The following is a 23,535-nucleotide window of genomic DNA, read 5'->3' as shown; positions in this document are numbered from 1 at the left end:
CGTCGCTGCTGCGCGTCATTGCCGATGCAACAGTTCGGCGAAAGCTGCTGGTGATCGGCAGCGACGGTGTCGCCAGCTCCGTCTGGAATTTCGACCACGCAAGGTGTGCGCCAGGGTCGGGATGAGAGCAGCGCGACAACACCCCTACGTGCTGCCGTGCCGGGTGCCGACCCGATCTAAACGCGGCTCGGCCGATCAAGGTCCAGCTGGCCGAGGCCCGGATCGATGGCGTCGGCTTCGCGACGAGAGTGGTTGCCTAAGCGACCGATTGCCTATATTGCTCCGCCCACAGGGGCCACGTGGCGGAGTGGTTACGCAGCGGTCTGCAAAACCGTTTACACCAGTTCAATTCTGGTCGTGGCCTCCACTCAATCAAGATCAAGCGGGTTGGACCCCCCATTGGCCGCGGCCGGCGCTAGATGGGCAGATCGTCGATGCCGCCGGGATAGCTGACCTGCGCGCGCGGCCAGGTCAGAATTGCGCCTCGTTCACCGGCCGAGACGCCGCCCCGATCCGAGCCGGACCTGCCGGCCAGCCGGGGCGCGTAATCCCTGAACTGCACCACATTGGATTTTTCTGCTTCCTGCATGGCTCTGATCCTCGTTCCATGCTGCAATGCAAGAAGCGTACCCCCGGTTCCTAAACCCGGCGTTTACGGCCGCGCCAATCCGGCTTGCGGGCCTTTGGGCGGGGCGTGAGCTCCGGTTGCTCTTTTTCCACCTCCCGATACCGCGCCAGCATGCGCTCGAAGCTGGCGTCGAGGGTCGTGGCGATCTCCGGCCGGCGTTCCAGCGCGGCCATCAGCATCCCCGCCGCCTCGATGGTCGACAGCCCGTCGCGGCGCGGCTCGCGGCGCAGCCGGCCGTAGCGCGACGGCTGCCGCGGCCCGAGGATCACGCGCTGGCACTTCAGCATCCACGGATTGCGCCACCACAGCGCCTTGGCCTGGCTCCAGGTGCCGTCGAGCAGGATCACGCCCTCGATCGACTTGAGGATGGCGCGCTGGTTGTCGGCCACCTCGCCCTTGCGGGTCAGCGCGACCACCTCGGTCTCAGGATCGAGCTCGGCCGCCTTGGCCGAGCCGAGATAGAGAATCGCCCAGCGCGCGGGATCGTCGACCGGCCGTCCCAGCGCCCTGGCGAGGCTCGGCCAGGACAGCCCGACCTTGACCACCGCGTTCTTGAAATGCTGGGCGGCGAGCCGCGCGGTGCCGAGCGCGCGGTCCTGCTCCTGCGGGTGCTGCAGGATCAGGAGCCCCAGCCGGCTTTCCAGCGACGTGACGCTGTCGCAGATGCACAGCGGCAGCGGCTTCTGGCAGCGCGGGCAGTCGGGTGGCGCCTCGGTGGCAAGCGGCGGATGGTTATGTATCTCTGGCATGGCGCGCCTATACGCGCCGCTGAACGTCGCGACAACGGCTCATTCGGCAGGAGCTGCGAGCGGCTCCGGCGCCGAGCGGCGGCGCAGCCGGTCGATCAGCAGATAGATCACCGGCGTGGTGTAGAGGGTGAGGATCTGCGACACCAGCAGCCCGCCGATGATGGTGATGCCGAGCGGGCGGCGCAGCTCAGTGCCGGGACCGGTCGCGATCACCAGAGGCAGGCCGGCGAACAGCGCGGCGAGGGTCGTCATCAGGATCGGGCGGAATCGCACCCGGCAGGCCTCGAAGATCGCATCGGCCGATGACATGCCTCGCTGCCGCTCGGCTTCCAGCGCGAAATCGACCAGCATGATGCCGTTCTTCTTGACGATCCCGATCAGCAGGATGATGCCGACGAAGGCGATCACCGTCAGCGGCGTGTTGGTAACCTGCAAGGCGAGCAGCGCGCCGAGCCCGGCCGACGGCAAGGTCGAGATGATCGTCAGCGGATGCGCCAGGCTCTCATAGAGCACGCCGAGCACGATATACATCGCGGCCAGGGCGAACAGGATCAAGAGAGGCTGGCGGCCGCTGCTCTTGTTGAAGTCCCCGGCATTGCCGTCGAAGCTGCCGCGGATGCCCTCCGGCATGTGCAGCTCGTCGACGGCGCGCTGGATGTTGGCGGTCGCGGTCTGCAAGGGCACGTCCGGCAGCAGGTTGAACGAGACGGTGGTCGAAGGGAACGATTGTGAATGATACACCGCCAGCGGTGACAGACCGCGCTCGGCCTTGACCAGCGCCGACAACGGCACCTGCGCGTCCCCTGCCCCGGCCACATAGATGCGGTCGAGATTGGAGGGATCGGTCTGGAACTTCGGGTCGATCTCCAGCACGACCATGTATTGGTTGCGCTGGCTGTAGACGATCGAGATCTGGCGTTGCGCGAAGGCGTTGTTGAGCGCGTTGTCGATATCCTGGACGCGGACGCCGAGGCTCGCCGCCGTTTGTCGGTCGATCCGCAGCGCAAGCTGCAGGCCACCGGGATCGCGGTCGCTTGAAATGTCGGTGATGCCGTCGACCGACTCCAGGCGCTTGGCGACAATCGGCGCCCATTTCTGCAGAAGGTCGAGATCGGGACTGCTCAACGTGTACTGGTAGTCGGAATCGCTCTGGCGGCCGCCGGTGCGAACGTCCTGCGCGGCGAACATGAAGAGCCGAATGCCGGGGACCATCGCGAGGCTCCGCCTGAGGCGGTTGATCACGAGCTCAGTCGAGACGCCCTCGCGCTCCGCCGGGGGCTTGAGGTTGATGAACATGGTGCCGCGGTTGGACGTCGCGCCGCCCGGCCCGCCGCCACCCCCGACCGTCGAGCCGATGCCGGCCACGGCGGGATCGGCCATCACGATGTCGGCAAGCCGCTGCTGCAGGCCCAGCATGGACTGGAACGAAATGTCGGCCGAGGCGCGCGTCGCACCGATGACGAAGCCGGAATCGTCGGTCGGGAAGTAGCCCTTGGGCACCTTGATGTAGAGCGTCACCGTGAGCGCGATGGTGGCGAAGAACACGATCAGGGTGAGAAACGGATAAACCAGCACGCCGCGCAGCGTCCAGGCATAGAAGCGGACCATGCCGGACAGCGCGCCTTCGACGATACGGTCGAACCAGGTGGCACGATCGGACAGCGTCTCCTTGATGTAATGCGCGCAGATCATCGGCGTCACCGTCAGCGATACCAATGTCGACACGACGATCGCGAAGGTCAGCGTCAGCGAGAACTCACGCAGGAGACGGCCGACGACGCCGTCCATGAAGATCAAGGGCACGAAGGCTGCAATCAGAGAAAGGCTGATCGACAACACGGTAAAGCCGATCTGGCGGGCGCCATCGAGCGCGGCGCGCATCGGCGACAGGCCATGCTCGAGATTGCGGTACATGTTCTCGATCATGACGATGGCGTCGTCGACGACGAAGCCGACGGAGATCGCGAGCGCCATCAGTGACAGATTGTCGATCGAGAAGCCTGCGAGCCACATCGCCGCGCAGGTACCGGCAAGCGCCAGCGGCACCGAGACGCCGGCCGCGACCGTCGGCACCAGACGGCGAAGGAACAGGAACACGACGATCATCACCAGCACGGCGGTCGCGAGCAAGGTCCACTGCATGTCATCGACCGAGGCGCGAATGGTCCCGGTGCGGTCGACCAGCGTGGAGATCTCGATCCCCGCCGGCAGCCATTGCTTGAGCTCCGGGATCAGCGCCTTCACCCGGTCGACCGTCTCGATCACGTTGGCATCGCCCTGCTTGGCGATCTGGATCAGCACCGCCGGCTGCTTGTTGAACCAGGCGATCGAACGCACGTTGCGCACGGAATCCTCGACGTCGGCGACATCCGACAGCCGTACGAAGCTGCCATTGCTGCTCTTGATCAGGATGTCGCGGAATTCGGCCGCGCTGCGCATCTGCCGGTTGATGGCGATGGTCTCGCTCTGGCGGCCGCCCTCGAAGATGCCGACAGGCCCGATCGGATTGGCATTGATGATCGCCGTCCGGACATCGTCGGTCGAGATGCCGGCATTGGCGAGCGAGACCGGATTGAGCGCGATGCGCACGGCGGGTTGATCGGCGCCGCTGACCGTGACGTTACCGACGCCGGGTACCTGGAACAGCCGCTGCGCGAGCACGGTGTCGGCGACGTCATACATCGCGCTCGTCGTCATCGTCTTCGAGGTCAGCGCCAGAACGAATACGGGAGCCGCGGCCGTGTTCGCCTTGCGGAACCGCGGCAGCGCCGGAAGGTCGCTCGGAAGGTCCGACAGCGAGGCATTGATGGCCGCCTGCACGTCGCGCGCGGCCTTGTCGATGTCGCGGCCGATCGAGAATTGGATCTGGATGTTGGTGGTGCCGAGCGAGCTCGTCGAGGTGATCTGGTTGACGCCCGCGATCTCGCCGAGTCGCCGCTCCAGCGGCGCCGCGACCGTCCCCGCCATGACGGATGGGTCCGCGCCGGGGCGCGACGCGCTGACGAAGATCGCCGGGAAATCGACGTTCGGCACCGGCGCGACGGGAAGGAAGATGTAGGCGACGATCCCGACCAGGAACAGGCCGATCGAGAGCAGCGTGGTGCCGACCGGCCGGCGAATGAACGGCTCGGAGATCGAGGCCATCACTGGATGCCTTCGGTAGCACCTGCGATCGGCGGCGACGGCAGGTCCGGCGCCGGCGGCAGCGCGCGCTCGAAGCGACGATTGATGCGGTCGAGCGCGAGATAGATGACCGGCGTCGTGTACAGCGTCAGCAATTGGCTGAGCAGCAGGCCGCCGATGATGGAGATACCGAGCGGAAAGCGCAGCTCCGAGCCGGTGCCGCTCTCGATCGCCAGCGGCAGCGCACCGAACAGCGCGGCCAGGGTCGTCATCATGATCGGGCGGAAGCGCAGGAGACACGCTTGCACGATCGCGTCGTAAGGCGTGCGGTTCTCGTGACGCTCCGCCTCGAGCGCGAAGTCGATCATCATGATCGCGTTCTTCTTGACGATGCCCATCAGGAGGATGATGCCGATCAAGCCGATGACCGAGAGATCCTGGCCGAACAGCATCAGGGCCAGGATGGCGCCGCCGCCCGCCGACGGCAAGGTCGACAGGATCGTGATCGGATGGATGTAGCTCTCATAGAGCACGCCGAGCACGATGTAGATCGTGACCACGGCCGCCAGCAGCAGCCAGGGCTGGCCGGCCAGCGACTTGGCGAATTCGGCGGCATCACCCGAGTACACGCCGATGATGCTGCCGGGCATGCCGATGCGGTTCTCGGTCGCATGGAGCGCGTCGACCGCCTCGCTCAGGGCCACGCCGGGCGCGAGATTGAAGCTCAGCGACACCGCCGGAAACTGCGCCTGGTGCGAGATCGCCAGCGGCGCGGTGGTGCGCTTCAGGCTTGCCACCGCCGAGAGCGGCACTTGGCCGCCGGCGCCAGGCAGATAGAGCTTCGATAGGATCGAGGGATCGCGCTGATACATCGGCAGCGCCTCCAGCACGACCCGGTACTGGTTGGCCTGGCCATAGATCGTCGAGATCTGCCGCTGCGCGAAGGCGTCATTGAGGGTGTCGGTGACGCCCTGCAGGCTGACGCCGAGCTGGCCGGCGCGCTGGCGGTCGATGGTCAGCTCAGCGCGCAGGCCGCCCTCCTGGGCTTCGGATGAGACGTCGCGGAATAGAGGGTCGCGGCGCATTTCTCCGACAAGCTGCCTCGCCCATTTCGACACCTCCGCGGCATCGGCACTGGTCAGCGTGTATTGGTACTGCGAGCGGCTCGCCTGGGTCGAGATCTGCACATCCTGGACCGGCTGGAAGTACACGGTCATGCCGGGCACGCCCGAGGTCTTCTGCTTCAGCCGGTCGATCACCTCGGCGACGCCATCCTGCCGCTCGCCGAGCGGCTTCAAGGTCATGACGAGACGGCCGACATTGGTGGTCGGGTTGACCGATCCGGCGCCGATCACCGAGACGACGCCGACGACGTCGGGATCAGCCCGGATCGCGGCGGCGACATCCGCCTGGCGCTTCTGCATTTCGGCGAACGACACGTCAGCGCCGGCTTCGGTCACCGCCGTGATCGAGCCGGTGTCCTGCAGCGGCAGGAAGCCCTTGGGCGCGACGACGTAGAGCGCCAAGGTCGCCGCCAAGGTCGCGAAGGTCACGACGAGCGTCTCGGTCTGGCGGTCGAGCACCCAGAGCAGGCTGCGGTGATAGACCGCCACCGTGCGGTCGATGAAGCGGCTGATAGCGTTCAGCCCCGGCAGCACCCACTCCTCGCTGGCATGCTTCAAAAGCCGCGAGCACATCATCGGTGTCAGGGTCAGCGAGACCACCGCCGACGTCACCACTGCGATCGTCAAGGTCAAAGCGAACTCGCGGAACATGCGGCCGACAAGCCCCGACATGAACAGCAGCGGAATGAACACCGCGATCAGCGACACGGTCAGCGAGATCACGGTGAAGCCGATCTCGCGCGCGCCGCGCAACGAGGCGTTCATCGCGCTCTCGCCATTCTCCATGTGGCGCACGATGTTCTCGATCATCACGATGGCGTCGTCGACGACGAAGCCGGTGCCGATGGTGAGTGCCATCAGCGAGAGATTGTCGAGACTGAAGCCGGCAAAGTACATCACGCCGAAGCTCGTGATCAGCGAAAGCGGCAGCGCGACGCCGGCGATGATCGTGGCGCGCAGCGAGCGCAGAAACAGCAGCACGACCAGCGTCACCAGCACCACGCTGAGCACCAGCGTGAACTGCACGTCGTGCACCGAGGCGCGGATGGTCACGGTGCGATCGCTGACGATGGCGAGCTTCACGCCGGCGGGAAGCGTGCGCTGCAGCTTCGGGATCTCGGCACGGATCTGCTTGACGACCTCGATGACGTTGGCACCCGGCTGGCGCTGGATGTCGAGGATGACCGCAGGGACACCCTGGTACCAGCCGCCGGTCCGATCGTTCTCCAAACCATCGATAATCGTCGCGACATCGCCGATCGTGACCGGCGAGCCGTTGCGGTAGGCAATGATGATCGGCTTGTAGGCGTCGGCGGCCGCGATCTGGTCGTTGGCCGTGATCAGATAGGCCTGCTGCGCCCCGTCGAGCGATCCCTTGGGACCGGAGACGTTGGCGCCTGCGATGGCGGCGCGCAGGTCCTCCATCGAGATGCCATAGGCGGCGAGCCGCGCCAGGTCGGCCTGCACGCGCACCGCGGGCTTGAGTCCGCCGAGCACCGAGACACGGCCGACGCCCGAGACCTGGCTCAGCCGCTGGGCCATGATCGTGTCCGCCATGTCACTCATCGCGCGCAGGGAGATCGTGTCCGAGGTCAGCGCGAGCGTCATGACCGGTGCGTCGGCCGGATTGACCTTGGCGTAGGTCGGCGGATAGGGCAGCGACTTCGGCAAGACGCCGGCGGCGGCATTGATCGCCGCCTGGACGTCCTGCGTGGCGCCATCGATGTCGCGTCCGAGATCGAACTGCAGCGATATCTGGCTGACGCCGAACGAGCTCGTCGAGTTCATCGCCGAGAGCGACGGGATCTGCCCAAGCTGGCGCTCCAGCGGCGCCGTGATCAGCGAGGCGATCACATCGGGGCTGGCGCCCGGCAGTTGCGTCGTCACCTGGACGGTCGGGAAGTCGACCTGCGGCAGCGCCGAGACCGGCAGCGCGAGATAGCCGAGCAGGCCGCCGATCAGCAGCGCGACGCCGAGCAGCGAGGTCGCGATAGGACGGCGGATGAAGGGTTCGGAGACGCTCATCGCGACTGCTCGTCACTCTTGCGGTCGCGTCATGGCTGCGCCTTCGCGCCGCGACCTGCCTCACTCCCTCCCTGGGGCGCTGCACCGGCATCGGTCTGGCCCGCGGCCTGAGGCCTGCGACGCCGCTCGCCGTCCTTCGGCGCGCCGTTAGGCGGCGCTCCGCCCTCCTTCGCCTGGTCCTTGCCTTGATCCTTTGCTTGCGGATTGCGGCCGCGTTTGCGAGGCGCCAGATCGGCCTGCGGCGTCTGCTCGGCGCGCCCGACCACCACTTTGACGCCCTCGGCGAGGTTGGCAAAACCTGTCGTCACCACACGGTCCGAGGGGCTCAAGCCGCTCGCGATCACGGCCTCGCTCTCATTCTGCTGCACGACCGCCACCGGATGCGCGGAGACGATGTCGCCCTCGCCAATCACGTAGCTGAACGTACCTGCCGGCCCGCGCTGTACTGCCGACGTCGGCACCGTGATCGCCTGCGACAGGGTCTCGACCTTGAGCCGGACATTGACGAACTGTCCTGGCCAGAGCTGGAATTTACCGTTGGGGAATTCGGCTTTCAGCTTCAGCGTGCCCGTCGTCTGATCGACCTGGTTGTCGATGCCCCGCAACGTGCCGGTGTCGATGACGGTGACGCCGTCATTGCCGAACACGTCGACGGCGAGCGGTCCGTTGGCGGCGGCCGCATTGACGCGCATGATTTGCTGTTGGGGCAGGCTGAACTGAACCGCAATCGGCTGCAGCTGCGTGATGACGACGAGGCCGGTCGCGTCAGAGGCATGAACGACGTTGCCCTGGTCGACCAGGCGCAGACCGGCGCGGCCGGAGAGCGGCGCCACGATCTTGGTGTAGCTCAAGGTCGTCGCCGCGTTGTCGATCGCGGCCTGATCCGCCTTGATCAGCGCCTGCTGCTGCGCCACCACCGCGCGCTGCGTGTCGGCCTGCTGCTTGGTGCCGGCATTGCTGGCGGCGAGCTGCTCGTAGCGGGCGAGGTCGAGCTTCTGGTTGGCGAGCTGCGCCTCGTCCTGCGCCTTCTTGGCGACGGCCTGGTCGTATTGCGCCTGATAGATCGCCGGATCGATCTCGGCGAGCACGTCGCCCTTCTTGACGTCCTGCCCTTCGACGAAATTGACCGCGATCAGCTTGCCGTCGACCTGGGAGCGAACCGTGACGGTATTGAGCGCGCGGACCGAGCCGACGCCGTCGAGATAGACCGGCACGTCCTTGATGGCAGGCGAGGCGGCCAGGACCGGAACGGGAAGGTCGGGCCGCGCGAAGCGGTTATTGGTCTGCTGCTTCTGCTGCATCGCCGACCAGCCGATATAGCCGAGGCCGCCCAGGATCAGCAGCGTGATCGTGATCGACACCAGCCGCCGCGCCACGCTGGACCGCGCGCGCTTCACTGCCCCTGCTCCCTTCTCGTCCGGTTTAAAGAGCATCGGCCGACTTCTCCATGCGCGGCTCCCAGCCGCCGCCGAGCGCCTGATAGAGGCTCACGAACGCCTGCAGGCGCGCCAGTTGCGCCTGCCATAGCGCGTCCTCGGCCTGGAACAGCGTCAATTGCGTATTCAAGACTGTCACGATGTCGGCAGTTCCCGCGCGCAGTTGCTGCTCGGACAATTCGAACGCACGACGCGAGGCGGTAACGACCTGGCGCTGCAGTTGAAGCCTGATCGTGGTCTGCTTGATCGAGAACAGCGCATTGTCGACGTCGGTGAAGGCCTGGATCACGGTCTTGCGGTAGGTCTGCAGCAGCTCATCCTGGCGCGCTTTGGCATTCTCGAAATTGCCGAGAATCCGGCCGCCGTCGAAGATCGGCTGGGTCAGGCTGCCGGCCAGGCTGAAGAACGCCGCATGCGGCTGAAACAGCGAGGTCAGCGCTGCACTCTGATAGCCTCCGTTTCCGGTCAACTGGATGCTCGGAAAGAATTGCGCCCGCGCGCTGCCGACATTGGCGGTGGCTGACGCCAATTGGGCCTCCTGCCGGCGGATGTCCGGACGCTGCGTCAGGATCTCCGACGGCAGACCAGGCGTGACCCGCGGAGTCCTGATCTGGTCGAGCGAGCCGCCGCTGACCCGAATGCCTTCGGGCGATCGCGCGACCAGCACGGCCAGCGCATTGACGTTCTGGTCGAGCGTCTGGCGCAGCGGCGGCACCGCCGCCTTCTGATTGGCGAGCACGCTCTCCTGCTGCGCGACGTCGAGATCATTGCCGGTGCCCGCCTTCTGCCGTTCGCGGATGGCATCGAGCACACGCGTGGCGCTGGCGATGTTGCGCTCCGCCGTCCGAATCCGATCCTGCGCGGCCAGCACCTGGAAATAGGCATTTGCGACGGTGGCGAGCGTCGTCAACTGCGTGACGTCGCGGTCGAAGCGGTTGGCCAATGCGGTTTCCTCGGCCGCCTGCAGCGCGTCACGATTCTGGCCGAAGAAGTCGAGCTGGTAGCTCGCAGAAAGCGAGGCCTGGTAATTGACGACCTCACGGCCGCCATTGGTGAGCCCGCTGGAGCTCGACCCGGACGTGCGCGAATAGGTCTCCTGCCCCGTGCTCGACAGGCTCGGCAGCAGCGCCGCGCCGGCCTGCCGCGCCAGCGCATCGGCCTGCCTGAACCTGGCCACAGCAGCGGCAATATCGAGGTTGACGCTCTGCGCCTCCTCCATCAACTGGGTCAGCTCGCGTGATCCGAAGCCGCGCCACCAATCGAGCGGCGGTGGCGCCGCCAATTCGGAACCGGACGCCGCCTTGTAGCGCCGGGGCATGTCGAGGGCCGGGTCGGGAATATCCTGCGTCAGCAGGCAGCCGGCCGAGCTTACCGCCAAGCCGATCGCCGCGATCCAGCGGACGAAATGCCGCAGGCCCGCCGGAGCGCGATTCTCCCGCTTCCCGGCAACGATCCGCGGGTCAGCGGACGCGCGGCAAAGCTCGTCGACGGCGATCGGCACGGTGGACACTGGCGTGATGCTTCCCTGTAGTCTTGGGGAATCATTCTAGCCGCAGCCCACGGCGCCGGACAGCCCTGCAGCCCACGTCCCCCCCAGCAGCGATGGTGCCGATAAAGTCCGCCGAATCGACAGATCTCCCGTAAATCAGCGGAGTTTCGTGCAGGCCCGGCCAGGGGCCACCGGCTGCCGCCTTACCAAGATTTCATCTGCCGAATGCCGTTTTGCGCGGGGTGTGACGCGGCGAGCGCGCCCGTGAAACCCTTTGGCGGGGACTCCGTAACTTGCACGTGAACTTCAGGGGGCATTCATGCGAGTTGCGGTGGTCGGAACGGGTATTGCGGGTAACGCCGCGGCCTGGTCCCTGGCGAAGCGTTATCCGATCACCGTCTACGAGCGCGATCTCCGTCCGGGCGGCCACAGCCACACCGTGACGATCGACTATGACGGCGCTCCGGTCTCCGTCGACATCGGCTTCATCGTCTACAACGAGCTGAACTATCCTGAGCTCACCGCCTTGTTCGATCATCTGGGGGTCGAGACGGTCGACAGCAGCATGAGCTTTGCCGTCACCGCGGATGCCGGTCGCTTCGAATGGAAAGGTGGCGGAAACACCTGGCTCGACACCGCCAAGGGGCTGTTCGCGCAGCCGAGCAACCTGCTGTCGACATCCTATCTCTGGATGCTCAGGGACATCCTGACCTTCAATGAACAGAGTACAGCGGACTTCAAGGCCGGCCGCCTGCATGGCCTGACGCTCGGGGACTATTTCCGGCGCAACCATTTCGCGCCGCGACTGCTCACCGACTATCTGGCGCCGATGGGGGCCGCAATCTGGTCGGCCCCGGCATCCGAGATGCTGGACTTTCCGGCCGAGAACTTCGTCGCGTTCTTCAGCAATCACAGGTTGCTGCAATATGACCGCCCGGTCTGGCGCACCGTCAAGGGCGGCAGCCGCCGCTACGTGGAGAAGCTCACGTCAAGCTTCCGCAACCAGATCAGGCTCGGCAGCGCCGTGACCCGCATCGAACGCACCGCCCACGGCGTCATCGTTCAAGATAGCAGCGGGCGTCGGGACAGCTACGATCATGTGGTGATTGCCGCTCACAGCGACCAGGCTTTGTCGATGCTCGCCGACGCGGACGAGCGGGAGCGCGGCATCCTCGGTGCGATCAAATATTCGCCCAACACGATCTATCTGCACCGTGACAGCAGGCTGATGCCGAAGCGCCGCCGCGCCTGGGCTTCGTGGAATTTCCTGCGCTGGCAGCGTGAGGGCGTTCCCATGAACGATGTCGCCGTCACCTATTGGATGAACAACCTGCAGGACATCGACGACGCCAGGCCGCTGTTCGTCAGCCTCAACCCACCCTTCGCTCCGGCTCCGGAGCTGACCTTTGGCAAATATATCTGTGAGCACCCACAATATACGGCTGCCGCCTTTGCGGCGCAGAAGCGTCTGGCAGCGATTCAGGGGCAGCGCAATACTTGGTTTTGCGGGGCCTGGACCGGCTATGGCTTCCATGAGGACGGGCTGCGCTCGGGTCTCGCCGTGGCAGAGGCGCTCGGCGCGAGCGTGCCATGGCGCGGGTTTCCAACCGAGCTCGCCGAGGCTGCGGAATAGGCGCGATATGGGCATGGATCACTCGGGACCGGATGATCGAACGGAAGCGGCCGCGCTCTATGTCGGAGATGTCATGCATGCCCGCATGCGGCCGACCACGCATCGATTCCAGTATCGCGTGATGAGCCTGCTGATCGATCTCGGCCGGCTCGACCAGGCGGACCGGCAGACACCGCTGTTCGGGGTCAACCGGCGCGCGCTCTACAGCTTCCACGAGGCCGACCATGGTCCGCGCGACGGCTCGTCGCTGCTGGCCTATGCGCAGACCTGTGCGGCGGATCAGGGGATCGATCTCAGCGGCGGACGCGTGCTGCTGCTGTGCTATCCGCGGCTGCTCGGCTACGTGTTCAATCCGCTGTCGGTCTATTTCTGTTATCGCAGCAACGGCACCCTGGCGCTGATGATCTACGAGGTCCGCAACACCTTCGGCGAGATCAAGCCCTATGTGCTGCCGGTCAGGCCCAATGAGCTGTCCGCGGCAGGGCTGCGCCAGACGCAGGACAAGACCTTCTACGTCTCGCCGTTCATCGACATGGCGATGCGCTACCATTTCCGCATCATGCCGCCGGGCGACAAGGTCAAGTTGCGGATTCTGGAAACTGGCGCCGACGGGCCCCTGCTCGCTGCAACCTTCTCCGGCCGTCGTCGCGGGCTGACGTCCGGCTCCCTACTCGCTGCCTTCGTCTCGCTCCCGCTGGTGACTGTCAAAATCTTCGCCGCGATCCATTGGGAGGCACTGCGGCTGTGGGCCAAAGGCGTCCGGCTCGTGCCGCGCGGCGAAATCATTGCAGGCCCTGGAACCAATACCGGCTTGGCGGGGAACGGCAGCCACGCTTATATATCACGACGCTGACCGGAAACGGCCGGCTCGCTCTGCGTCCGTGATTCCCTGCCCGCACAGGTGCCACACCGGCCAGCCGACGGGGACGTGGGCTGGAGCCGTTTGCGTGAGTGGACCTGCCATGCCGGACGTCATCCCAGTCACCCCTGATACCATCGACAAGGTGCTTGCCGATCTTCCCCGCCTGCCCCGCCTTGCCCTCGGCTTCGGATCGCGGTTGCGAAAAGGCACGCTCGACGTGACCCTGCCGGACGGACGGGTGATCCGGCTCGGCGGCGTTGAGCCCGGGCCGGCCGCCGCAATGATCCTGGCCAATTACGGCTTCGCATCGCGCCTTCTCAATGGCGGCGACATCGGCATCGCCGAAGCCTATCTGAACGGCGACTGGGATACGCCGGACCTGACGCAGTTTCTCTATCTGTTCTGCGTCAACCAGCACCTGCTGCAGTCGATGCTGGAAGACAAGCCGCTGATCCGGTTTGCCCAGCTGGTCCGGCACTGGTTCAACCGCAACACCAAACGTCAGGCGAAGCGCAACATCTACGCCCATTACGACATCGGGAATTCGTTCTACTCGGCCTGGCTCGATCCGAGCATGACCTATTCCTCGGCCTTGTTCGAGGAGCACACCACCGACCTCACCGCTGCGCAGACCAACAAGTACAAGCGGCTGGCCGAGGCGATCGATCTCAAGCCCGGGCAGAAGCTGCTCGAGATCGGCTGCGGCTGGGGCGGCTTTGCCGAATATGCCGCCAAGACGTTCGGCACCAAGGTCGTTGGGCTGACGATCAGCCAGCAGCAACGCGATTTTGCACAGCGCCGCATCCATCAGGCCGGGCTCGCCGAGAAAGTCGAGATCCGCCTGCAGGACTATCGCGACGAGCGCGACCGCTACGACCGTATCGCCTCGATCGAGATGATCGAGGCGGTCGGCGAGCAGTTCTGGCCGAAGTATTTCTCGCAACTGCGAGACCGTCTGCTGCCGGGCGGACTGGCCGGTGTCCAGGCCATTACCATCCAGGACAGCCTGTTCCAGCACTATCGCCGCGAGGTCGACTTCATCCAGCGCTACGTTTTCCCGGGGGGCATGTTGCCAACACCGCAGATCCTGAAGTCGCTCGGCGACCGCTTTGGCATACCCGTCATCCGCGAGCGCATCTTCGGGGAAGATTATGCCAGGACGCTGGCGATCTGGCGAAATAACTTCCGAGAGGCTTGGCCTGACCTCACGCCCGCCGGATTCGACGAGCGCTTCAGGCGGCTCTGGGAATATTATCTGTCCTACTGCGAAGCAGGTTTCCTCTCTGGGAACATCGATGTTCGCCAGGTGGTCTTTGCGAAATCAGGGGGCTGATCCAGCCGGCTTACGCTCCCCTGGATATCAGGCTAGGGTCCTCTTAAGTGTGCTCGAGGAAACTCCTACGGTATCTGCAAAATGACCATTCATAACGACGTCGTCGCGGCGATCGGCAATACGCCGCTGATCAAGCTCAAGCGCGCCTCGGAGGCGACGGGCTGCACCATTCTCGGCAAGGCCGAGTTCATGAACCCGGGCCAGTCGGTCAAGGACCGTGCCGGCAAGTGGATGATCCTGGAGGCCGAGAGACGTGGCGATCTCAAGCCGGGCGGCCTCGTGGTGGAGGCCACTGCCGGCAACACCGGCATCGGTCTGGCCGTGGTCGCCAGCGCGCGCGGTTATCGCACGCTGATCGTGATTCCGGAGACGCAGAGCCAGGAAAAGAAGGACATGCTACGGCTGTGCGGCGCGGAGCTGGTCGAGGTGCCGGCGTTGCCGTTCAGCAATCCCAACAACTATCAGCATGTCGGCCGCAGGCTCGCCGACGAACTGCGCAAGACTGAGCCGAACGGCGTGCTGTTCGCCGACCAGTGGAACAACCTCGACAACGCCAAGGCGCATTATGAGTCCACGGGACCCGAGATCTGGGAGCAGACCAACGGCAAGGTCGACGGCTTCATCTGCGCGGTCGGCACCGGCGGCACGATTGCCGGCACCAGCCGCTATTTGAAGGACAGGAACAAGGATATCGTCACCGCCTGCGCCGATCCGCACGGCTTCGCCATGTACGAATGGTTCAAGAACGGCGTCGTCAAGTCGACGCCCGGCGACTCCATCACCGAAGGCATCGGCATCGGTCGCGTGACGCCCGTGATCGAGACCGCCAAGGTCGACGACGCGTTCCTGGTGTCCGACGAGGATGCCGTCAACACGATCTACGACCTCGTGCAGCATGAAGGCCTGTGCCTGGGCGGCTCGACCGGCGTCAACGTCGCCGGCGCGGTGCAGCTCGCCCGGAAGCTCGGCCCCGGCCACACCATCGTGACCATCCTGTGCGACTCCGGCACGCGCTATCAGTCGAAGCTGTACAATCCAGAGTTCATGCGTTCGAAGAACCTGCCGGTGCCGGCTTGGCTCGAGAAGCGCAGCGGGATCAAGCCGCCGTTCATGTAGGACGCGAAAGACGAGTAGCGAACGAGAAACGACCTCTATTCGCTATTCGCATCTCCCAATTCGCCCCATCAATGCCGCAGGATCTGGCTCAGGAACAGCTTGCTGCGCGCATGCTGCGGATTGGCGAAGAACTCCTGCGGCGTGTTCGATTCGATGATCTGGCCGGCGTCCATGAACACGACGCGGTTGGCGACCTCGCGCGCGAAGCCCATCTCGTGGGTCACGACCAGCATGGTCATGCCCTCCTTCGCGAGATCGACCATGGTGTCGAGCACCTCCTTCACCATCTCCGGATCGAGCGCCGAGGTCGGCTCGTCGAACAGCATGACCTTGGGGTTCATCGTCAGCGCGCGCGCGATGGCGACACGCTGCTGCTGACCGCCCGACATCTGGCCCGGGTATTTCTGCGCCTGATGCGGGATCTTGACCCGCTCCAGGAACTTCATCGCGGTCGCCTCGGCTTCCTTCTGCGGGATGTTGCGCACCCAGATCGGCGCCAGGGTGCAGTTCTCCAGCACGGTCAGGTGCGGAAACAGGTTGAAGCTCTGGAACACCATGCCGACCTCGCGGCGAACCTCGTCCACGCGCTTGAGGTTCGGACCGAGGTCGATGCCGTCGACATTGATCTCGCCCTCCTGGAATTCCTCGAGCGCGTTGATGCAGCGGATCAAGGTCGACTTGCCTGAGCCCGAAGGCCCGCAGATCACGATGCGCTCACCCTTCCCGACCGAGAGATTGATGTCGCGCAAGACGTGGAATTCGCCGTACCACTTGTTGAGGGCGGAAATGCTGACGATCGAATTTGCAGTCATGGATCTCTCGATGATCTCTGGCTCAATGGCGCCGGTGCGCGTTGACGCGGCGCTCGACCAGCAGGGAGTAGCGTGACATGCCGAAGCAGAAGGCGAAGTAGATCAGCCCCGTGAAGGCAAAGCCGGTGAAGGCCGTGGTCGGCGTCGCCCAGACCGGATCGGCAAACGAGGCCTTGAGGCTGCCGAGCAGGTCGAACAGCGCCACGATGGACACCAGCGAGGTGTCCTTGAACAGCGAGATGAAGCTGTTGACGATGCCGGGGATCACGTGGCGCAGCGCCTGCGGCAGCACGATGAAGCTCGTCGTCTTCCACCAGGACAGGCCGAGCGCGCTCGACGCCTCCGCCTGGCCGCGCGGAATGGCCTGCAGGCCGCCGCGGATCACCTCGGCCATGTAGGCGCCGGAGAACAGCGCAACGCCGATCAGCGCCCGTACCAGGCCATCGACCCTGGCATTGCCGGGCAGGAACAGCGGCAGCATGTAGGTGGCGAAGAACAGCACGGTGATCAGCGGCACGCCGCGGACCAGCTCGATGAAGGCGATCGAAAAGATGCGGATCAGTGGAATGGTCGAGCGGCGGCCGAGCGCAAGCGCAATGCCGATCGGCATCGACGCAACGATGCCGATCACCGAGACGACCAGCGTCACCAGCATTCCGCCCCACAGCCTTGTGTCGACGATGGGAAGGCCGCCGCGATCGAGGCCCATGATCGCAATGACGACGGCAATGCCGGCGAAGGTCGCGGCCGTGGCGATGACGCTGCGCAGCGCCCTGCTCCCGCCGCCGACGATGAACACCAGCGCGGTGACAATGATCGCCGAGAGCGCGAGATCATTCCACACGGGCTGGTGAGATTGCTGCAGTTCGTTGCGGATCCAGACCAGTGGCCAGATCACGAGCGATGCGAGCGTTCCGATCAGCACGACCAGCTTGCCGAGCAGCCACAGCAGCATGCCGACCACCGGCACGTTGTCGCCGGCGCGCATCAGCGCGTTGCCGGCCGTATCGATGCTCTCGACGAACACCTGGAGGGCGCCTGTGGTCCAGCTCACGCCGAAGCCCTCCAGCCCACCGCCATAGAGCAGGAAGAACGCGACCACCGGCAGCGCGAAGAAGAACAGGCCCGCGTTCAATCCTTTGGCAGGCAGGCGCGGAATCAGCAGCGGCACCAGCAGCACCACCGCCAGCACATAGGTCAGATTGACGCGCCAGCGGTCGGCCTCCGGGTAGAAGCCGTACATGAACTGGCCGAACTTCGCCGAAATGTAGGGCCAACAGGCGCCGACCGGATGGCCGGCGTTCTGCGCCAGGCATGCTTCGCGGTCCTTGCCGACCCACACCGCGTCGACCAGCAGGAACTTGACCGCCGGGATCACGGTGAACCAGATCAACAGCGCGCTCACCAGCGTGAGCAGGATATTGGTCGGCGAGTTCAACAGCCTCGTGCGGACGAAGCCGACGAAACCCGTCGTCTTGATGGGCGCCGGGCGTTCTCCGGCCATGTCCTGACGGATGAAGGTTGAGGCCGTGATGTCGGTCATGCGCCAAGTCTCTTCATGCGCCAAGTCTCTTCCCAAGCCGCCAGCTGTAGAAGCTCATCATCGCGCTCGTGATCAGCGACAGCGCCAGATAGACGCCCATCGTGATTCCGATGATCTCGATGGCCTGACCCGTCTGGCTCATCGTCGTGCCCGCGAACACCGACACGAGATCGGGATAACCGATAGCGACCGCGAGCGAGGAGTTCTTGGTCAGGTTCAAATACTGGTTCGTCAGCGGCGGCAGGATGACGCGAAGCGCCTGCGGCACGACGATCAGGCGCAGCACGGTGCCTCGGCTCAGTCCAAGCGAGAGCCCCGCTTCCATCTGTCCCTTGTGGACCGAGAGAATGCCGGCGCGCACGACCTCGGCGATGAACGACGCCGTGTACATGGTCAGCGCCAGGGTCAGCGCGACGAGCTCTGGAATGATGCGCGAACCGCCGGCGAAGTTGAATCCCTTGAGCGCCGGTACCTCGAACGAAATCGGCACGCCGAACACGAGCGCTGCAATCAGCGGCAGGCCGATCAGCAGCCCCAGCACCCAGGGCCAGATCCGCATCACATGGCCGCGGAGGAACAGCTCGCGCCGCGCGTAATAGTGCAGACCGACCGAGACCACGATCGCCACACCGAGCGCGATCACGAACGGCATGAAGCCGGGCTCCTCGATCGGGCGCGGAACGATGAAGCCGCGGTTGTTGAGAAAGAAGGTCGAGAAAAGAGAGATGCTCTGTCGCGGTCCGGGCAGAGCCGCCAACACCGCAAGATACCAGAACAGGATCTGAAACAGCAGCGGCAGGTTGCGGATCAGCTCGACATAGGCGCCGGAGACTCGCGACAGCAATGCGTTCGGTGACAAGCGGCCAAGCGCAACCAGAAAGCCAAGGATGGTCGCCAGCACGATACCTATGACGGAGACCAGCAGCGTGTTCAGCACGCCGACGATCAGCACGCGACTGTAGCTGTCGGAGCCGGAGTAGCTGATCAGGGTCTGGTTGACGTCGAAGCCGGCCGTGTTGTTGAGGAAACCGAAGCCCGACGTGATGCGCTGGGCGGCGAGGTTGCTGCGTGCGTTGGCCACGATCTCGTAGCCAACCCACACCAGGACTGCGACGAACAGGATCTGCAGGATGATGCCGTTCCATCCTGCCTTGCCACCCAGCATGCGCTTCAGCCGAAGCCCATATTGCGCAGGCGGTAACCTCGCTTCGATACTCATTCGCCGCAGCCCCGCTATCGTGCAGTGATCAGCGGATCGGCGGCGCGTACTGCAGGCCGCCCTTGTTCCAGAGCTGGTTCAGACCGCGCGCGATCTGCAGCTTGGAGCCCGCGCCGACGTTGCGGTCATACATCTCGCCGTAGTTTCCGACCGCTTTCACGATCCGGGAGAACCAGTCCTTGGTGAGGCCGAGCTGCTCGCCGAGATTTCCATCGGTGCCGAAGGCGCGCTTGAAATCAGGCTTGTCCGACTTGGCCATCTCGTCCACGTTCGCCTGGGTGACGCCCATTTCCTCGGCCGTGATCAGCCCGAACAACGTCCACTTCACGATGTCGAACCACTGGTCGTCGCCGTGGCGCACCATTGGGCCGAGCGGTTCCTTCGAGATCACCTCGGGCAGCACAACATGGTCGGCCGGATTGGAGAGCTTCAGGCGCTCGGCATAGAGGCCGGAGACGTCGGTGGTGAACACGTCGCAGCGGCCGGATTCATAGGCTTTCACGGTCTCGTCGGCGCCGGCGAACGCGATCACCTCGTACTTCATCTTGTTGGCCTTGAAGTAGTCGGCGAGGTTTTGCTCGGTCGTGGTGCCAGTCTGCACGCAAACCGAAGCGCTGTTCAGCTCCAGCGCCGAGTTGACCTTGAGGGCCTTCTTCACCATGAAGCCCTGGCCGTCATAATAGGTAATTCCGGCGAAGTTCGCGCCGAGCGAGGTGTCACGCGACAGGGTCCAGGTGGTGTTGCGCGACAGCACGTCGACTTCGCCCGATTGCAGCGCGGTGAAGCGATCCTTGGCGGAGAGCGGCACGAACTTGACCTTGGTCGGATCGTTGAAGATCGCGGCGGCAATGGCGCGGCAGACGTCGACGTCGAGCCCGGTCCAGTTGCCCTTGTCGTCCGGGTTCGAGAAACCGGGCAGGCCCTGGCTGACGCCGCAGGCGAGCATGCCGCGATCCTTGACGGTCTTGAGCGTTTCGGCCTGGGCGCCGACGCTCGCCAGCATCGGGGCGAGAGCAAGAGTGAGAGCCAGAGTGACGCGTTTCATAAATACAGCCTTTCGCGGTCGTCCTTGGGGAGCGATGAAATCTCAGCGCGAAGATGGGGCCGACCTGAATCCGCCTTTGCAAACGCCATACCAAGAATATGGCACACGCAATGCACAACGGAGCCGTACATGCGAGATGAAGCGGGAATCGCGGCAAGCCCCTCAACGTGCAGCGATCGAATTGCGCCGGCATCACAGAACGACTGGCGGTCCGGGTCAAGGGGTTGACGGGCCTGTTCTGCATTCTGTTATTAACGACCGCAGTGCAGCCTGATTTCCAGCTATCCCGGCAGGCTCAAAGAGAAAAGACACGCGAATGGCATTATCGAACGACCCCGCTGCGGCGGTGCGACAAAACGTCGAGACACGGCTGGTCACGGCGGGGCGGGACACGAAGGCGCAGCACGGATTCGTGAATCCTCCGGTCGTTCATGGGTCGACGGTCCTGTATCCAACGGCTGAAGATCTGCATGCACACCGCGGCGAATTCCAATATGGCCGCCACGGCACGCCGACCACCAAGGCATTGCAGCAGGCGCTGATGGCGTTGGAGGGCCCGCAATGCGCCGGCGTCGGCATCGCGCCGTCAGGTCTCGGGGCGATCTCGACGACCCTGCTGTCGGTGCTCAAGGCCGGCGACCACGTGCTGGTCTGCGACAGCATCTATCGCCCGACCCGCAATTTCTGCAACGGCATGCTGGCGCGCTACGGCGTCGAGACGACCTATTTCGACCCGTTGATCGGCACAGGAATTGAGCAACTGCTCAAACCAAATACACGCGCGGTAGTGGTCGAGGCGCCCGGCTCGCAGTCGTTCGAAATGCCGGACATCCCCGCCATTGCGGCGGTTGCGCATGCGCATGGCGCACTCGTCATCGACGACAACACCTGGGCGACGCCGCTCTACCACCGCTCCCTCGATCAGGGCGTCGACGTCAGCATGCAGGCGGCCACCAAATATATCGGCGGCCACTCCGACATCATGTTCGGGACGATTTCGGCCAATGCGAAGGCGTGGCCGCTGATCTCCGAGGGCATTCGCCTGCTCGGCGTCTGCGCCGGGCCGGACGACGTCTTCCTGGCGCTGCGCGGCGTGCGGACGCTTGGCGTGCGGCTGGCGCAGCATCATCGATCCGGCCTGGAGATGGCACGCTGGCTCGCCGCCCGTCCGGAGGTGATCGAGGTCCTGCATCCTGCGCTGGAGAGCCATCCGGGGCATGCGATCTGGAAGCGGGACTTCACCGGTGCCTCCGGCCTGTTCAGCATCGTGCTGCAACCAAAGCCGCAAGCCGCGGTTGATGCGATGCTCGACACGCTGACACTGTTCGGAATGGGCTATTCCTGGGGCGGCTTCGAGAGCCTGGCGATTCCGTTCGACTGCGCGACCTATCGCACGGCCACCACCTGGGCGCCCGGCGGCCCCACGCTGCGTCTGCATATCGGCCTGGAGAATGTAGAGGATCTCAAGGAGGATCTCGACCAAGGCTTTGCGGCGTTCAACGCATCTTAGCCACATCTTGGGCAGCCCATGGAACGCCCTGCGATCAGGCACGCAGGGCCGACAAAATAGCGTTGATCCCCAGCCGATTGGGCGTAGCCTTCGCGGCAGAGGTCGCGGAGACGAACGGAAATCATGGTTCTGCTCGATCTGATGGGCGGCGTGGCGTTGCTGCTGTGGGGCCTTCACATGGTCCACAGCGGCATTCTTCGCGCCTTCGGCCCGGATCTCCGGCTGCTGCTATCGCGGGCGCTGCGTAACCGCTTCAGCGCGCTCGCCGCCGGACTCGGTCTGACCGCTCTGCTCCAGAGCAGCACGGCGACCGCGCTGATCACGACCTCCTTCGCGGCGGAAGGCCTGGTCGGCCTGATCCCGGCGCTGGCGATCATGCTCGGCGCCAATATCGGCACCACGCTGATCGTGCAGGTCCTGTCGTTCAACGTGGCGGCGGTCGCCCCCATCCTGTTCGTGCTCGGCCTGGTGGCGTTCCGCAGCGAGCCGCGATCGCGCATCAAGGACCTGGGGCGGGTGTCGATTGGCCTCGGCCTGATGCTGCTGTCGCTGCACATCCTGATCGACACCCTGGCGCCCGCTGAAGAAGCGCCGGCGATGCGCGTGTTCATGCAGGCGATCACGGCCGATGTCACGCTGTGCATCATCTTCGGCGCCGTCGTCACCTGGATCGTGCATTCCAGCGTCGCCAGCGTGCTGCTGGTGATGTCGCTGGCCTATGCGCACTTCATCACGGCCGATGCCGCGTTGGCGCTCGTGCTTGGCGCCAATCTCGGCAGCGCCGTCAATCCGGTGTTCGAGGGCGCGCGCCGTGACAACCCGGCGAGCTATCGCCTGCCCGTCGGCAATCTCCTCAACCGTGTCATCGGAGTCGCGCTGATCGCGCCGTTCCTGCATCCGCTCGCAGCGCAATTGCAGCAATTTCAGCCCGATCTGTCGAAGCTGACGGCCCAGTTCCACATGGCTTTCAATCTCGGCACGGCCGTGGTGTTCATCGGCCTGCTCGGCGTCATGGAGAAGCTGCTCGTCAGACTGTTCCCCGACCGCCCGGCGGAGGTCGATCCGGCCAAGCCGCGCTATCTCGACGAGACCGCGCTGGAGACACCGTCGCTGGCGCTTGCGGACGCTGCGCGCGAGGCGCTGCGAATGGGCGATCTGGTCGAGACCATGTTGCGCAATGTCATGACCGCGATGATGACCAACGACCGTGGCCTCGTGGATCAGGTGTCACGCGCGGACAATGTCGTCGACCGGCTCGACGAAGCCATCAAGCTCTACATCACCAAGCTGACGCGGGGCAGCCTGGACGACCGTGAGGGCAAGCGCGCGATGGAGATCATCTCCTTCGCGATCAACCTCGAACACATCGGCGACATCATCGACAAGAACCTGAGCGAGCTCGCGACCAAGAAGATCAAGCGCAGGTTCCAGTTCTCTGCGGAGGGCGCCGACGAGCTGCAGGCCTTTCACCGCCAGATCATGGAGGCGCTCCGCGTCGCGTTCGGCATCTTCATGTCCGGCGATGCGCAGCAAGCCCACCAACTGCTCGATCAGAAAGCCGAGCTCCGCAACGCAGAGCTCGGCGCGACCGAGCGGCACCTCGAACGTCTGCGCGAGGGCCGCTCGGAGACGCTCGAAACCACCTCACTGCATCTCGACGTGCTGCGTGACCTCAGGCGTATCCACTCCCACATCTGCTCGGTCGCCTATCCCGTCCTGGACGCGGCCGGCGAAGCGGCCAGCCGCCGCAGCGAGGCGGCAGACAGCGGGGCCACCGTCGCCCTGCCCGCATCCTCTGCAAAGCCGCTGCCGCGCTGAGCGTAGGACGGCGCTACGAACCGGTTGTTCCGCATGCCCGCGCCGGGGCCGAAGCGCCTTCGGCGCGGAG

Annotated in this window: 16 protein-coding genes and 1 tRNA gene; 7 read left to right on the top strand and 10 right to left on the bottom strand. The window is 64.9% G+C overall.

Annotated features, from left to right (window positions below; translation table 11 throughout):
- Positions 1–293: 293 nt before the first annotated feature.
- A tRNA-Cys gene (locus QX128_RS00970) sits at positions 294–367 on the top strand.
- A 48-nt stretch (positions 368–415) separates the two neighbouring features.
- On the opposite strand, the gene QX128_RS00965 is transcribed toward QX128_RS00970, so the two are convergent.
- From QX128_RS00965 to QX128_RS00940, 6 genes are read right to left on the bottom strand one after another with little or no spacing between them, the layout of a single operon-like run.
- A complete protein-coding gene (locus QX128_RS00965; RefSeq protein WP_315799923.1) occupies positions 416–589 on the bottom strand; it encodes a hypothetical protein in 174 nt (57 codons plus the stop codon).
- Between the two features lie 50 nt (positions 590–639).
- Positions 640–1,377, bottom strand: a complete 738-nt coding sequence (locus tag QX128_RS00960; RefSeq protein ID WP_316236453.1) for a tRNA-uridine aminocarboxypropyltransferase — start codon at positions 1,375–1,377, stop codon at positions 640–642.
- Positions 1,378–1,416: 39 nt separating this feature from the next.
- The gene (locus QX128_RS00955; RefSeq protein WP_316236452.1) at positions 1,417–4,521 is read right to left on the bottom strand and encodes an efflux RND transporter permease subunit; all 3,105 of its coding nucleotides are present in this window, start codon (positions 4,519–4,521) and stop codon (positions 1,417–1,419) included.
- Complete coding sequence (locus QX128_RS00950) at positions 4,521–7,649, bottom strand: efflux RND transporter permease subunit (RefSeq protein ID WP_316236451.1); 3,129 nt, start codon at positions 7,647–7,649, stop codon at positions 4,521–4,523. Before QX128_RS00950 ends, QX128_RS00955 begins: the two co-directional genes overlap by 1 nt.
- 29 nt (positions 7,650–7,678) lie before the next feature.
- A complete protein-coding gene (locus tag QX128_RS00945; protein WP_316236450.1) occupies positions 7,679–9,082 on the bottom strand; it encodes an efflux RND transporter periplasmic adaptor subunit in 1,404 nt (467 codons plus the stop codon).
- Entirely contained in the window at positions 9,072–10,595 is a 1,524-nt protein-coding gene (locus QX128_RS00940; protein WP_316236449.1) for an efflux transporter outer membrane subunit, read from the bottom strand. Before QX128_RS00940 ends, QX128_RS00945 begins: the two co-directional genes overlap by 11 nt.
- Positions 10,596–10,893: 298 nt before the next feature.
- Here QX128_RS00940 and QX128_RS00935 point away from each other — a divergent pair, with 298 nt between their 5' ends.
- From QX128_RS00935 to QX128_RS00920, 4 genes are all read left to right on the top strand, one after another.
- On the top strand, positions 10,894–12,207 hold the full coding sequence (locus QX128_RS00935; protein WP_316236448.1) for an NAD(P)/FAD-dependent oxidoreductase: 1,314 nt from the start codon (positions 10,894–10,896) through the stop codon (positions 12,205–12,207).
- 7 nt (positions 12,208–12,214) lie between these two features.
- Entirely contained in the window at positions 12,215–13,060 is an 846-nt protein-coding gene (locus tag QX128_RS00930) for a DUF1365 domain-containing protein (protein WP_316236447.1), read from the top strand.
- A 109-nt stretch (positions 13,061–13,169) separates the two neighbouring features.
- A complete protein-coding gene (locus tag QX128_RS00925; protein ID WP_316236701.1) occupies positions 13,170–14,402 on the top strand; it encodes a cyclopropane-fatty-acyl-phospholipid synthase family protein in 1,233 nt (410 codons plus the stop codon).
- 81 nt (positions 14,403–14,483) lie between these two features.
- Positions 14,484–15,518, top strand: coding sequence for a cysteine synthase A (locus tag QX128_RS00920; protein WP_316178672.1), 1,035 nt, complete (start codon positions 14,484–14,486; stop codon positions 15,516–15,518).
- Between the two features lie 68 nt (positions 15,519–15,586).
- Here the strand turns inward: QX128_RS00920 and QX128_RS00915 are convergent, their stop codons facing one another.
- From QX128_RS00915 to QX128_RS00900, 4 genes are read right to left on the bottom strand one after another with little or no spacing between them, the layout of a single operon-like run.
- A complete protein-coding gene (locus tag QX128_RS00915) occupies positions 15,587–16,330 on the bottom strand; it encodes an amino acid ABC transporter ATP-binding protein (RefSeq protein WP_315799914.1) in 744 nt (247 codons plus the stop codon).
- A 22-nt stretch (positions 16,331–16,352) separates the two neighbouring features.
- Positions 16,353–17,873 (bottom strand): amino acid ABC transporter permease, encoded by a 1,521-nt coding sequence (locus QX128_RS00910; RefSeq protein WP_315799913.1) that lies wholly within the window; start codon positions 17,871–17,873, stop codon positions 16,353–16,355.
- A gap of 13 nt (positions 17,874–17,886) precedes the next feature.
- Entirely contained in the window at positions 17,887–19,092 is a 1,206-nt protein-coding gene (locus QX128_RS00905; RefSeq protein WP_315799912.1) for an amino acid ABC transporter permease, read from the bottom strand.
- A gap of 28 nt (positions 19,093–19,120) precedes the next feature.
- Positions 19,121–20,137, bottom strand: coding sequence for an amino acid ABC transporter substrate-binding protein (locus QX128_RS00900; protein WP_315799911.1), 1,017 nt, complete (start codon positions 20,135–20,137; stop codon positions 19,121–19,123).
- Positions 20,138–20,453: 316 nt separating this feature from the next.
- Here QX128_RS00900 and metC point away from each other — a divergent pair, with 316 nt between their 5' ends.
- Entirely contained in the window at positions 20,454–21,647 is a 1,194-nt protein-coding gene (metC, locus tag QX128_RS00895; protein WP_316236446.1) for a cystathionine beta-lyase, read from the top strand.
- A 123-nt stretch (positions 21,648–21,770) separates the two neighbouring features.
- Positions 21,771–23,465: a Na/Pi cotransporter family protein gene (locus QX128_RS00890; protein WP_316236445.1), complete on the top strand. Its 1,695-nt coding sequence runs from the start codon at positions 21,771–21,773 to the stop codon at positions 23,463–23,465.
- Positions 23,466–23,535 lie beyond the last annotated feature (70 nt).

It is taken from the genome of Bradyrhizobium sp. SZCCHNR1015, assembly GCF_032489875.1.
Taxonomy (GTDB): domain Bacteria; phylum Pseudomonadota; class Alphaproteobacteria; order Rhizobiales; family Xanthobacteraceae; genus Bradyrhizobium.
Note: the sequence above shows the minus strand (reverse complement) of the source record. Positions and strands in the feature narration are given on the sequence as shown.